Raw genomic sequence first — 421 nt, 5'->3', positions numbered from 1 at the left:
CTCCACCAGATCGGCCAACATCCGCCCGATACGCCCGGGCGCCACATCCATCAGATCGAACGCCCGATACCTCACCCCCGGATACGCCTCCGCGACCACCTCGGCGTCACGCACATCCGTCTTGCCCATCTCCAGGAACCGCCCACCACGCGGCAGCAACCGCAACGAGGCGTCCACGAACTCACCCGCCAGCGAATCCAGCACCACATCCACACCGGCACCACCGGTCACGGCCAAGAACGCCGCCTCGAACCCGGTGTCACGCGAGGACGCGACATGCTCCCCGTCCAGACCCAGCTCCCGCAGCGTGCCCCACTTACCGGCACTCGCCGTACCGAACACCTCCGCCCCCAAATGGCGGGCCAACTGCGTCGCCGCCATACCCACACCACCGGCCGCCGCATGCACCAGCACCCGCTCA

Annotated in this window: 1 protein-coding gene; it reads right to left on the bottom strand. The window is 68.4% G+C overall.

Annotated features, from left to right (window positions below; all coding sequences use genetic code 11):
- Positions 1 to 421, bottom strand: a 421-nt coding sequence (locus AC5WS8_RS39395; RefSeq protein WP_496108277.1) for a zinc-binding dehydrogenase, incomplete at both ends; no start/stop codon positions are given.

The organism is Streptomyces sp. PTL18 (genome assembly GCF_059510295.1).
This window is presented reverse-complemented; position numbering and strand designations above follow the sequence as displayed.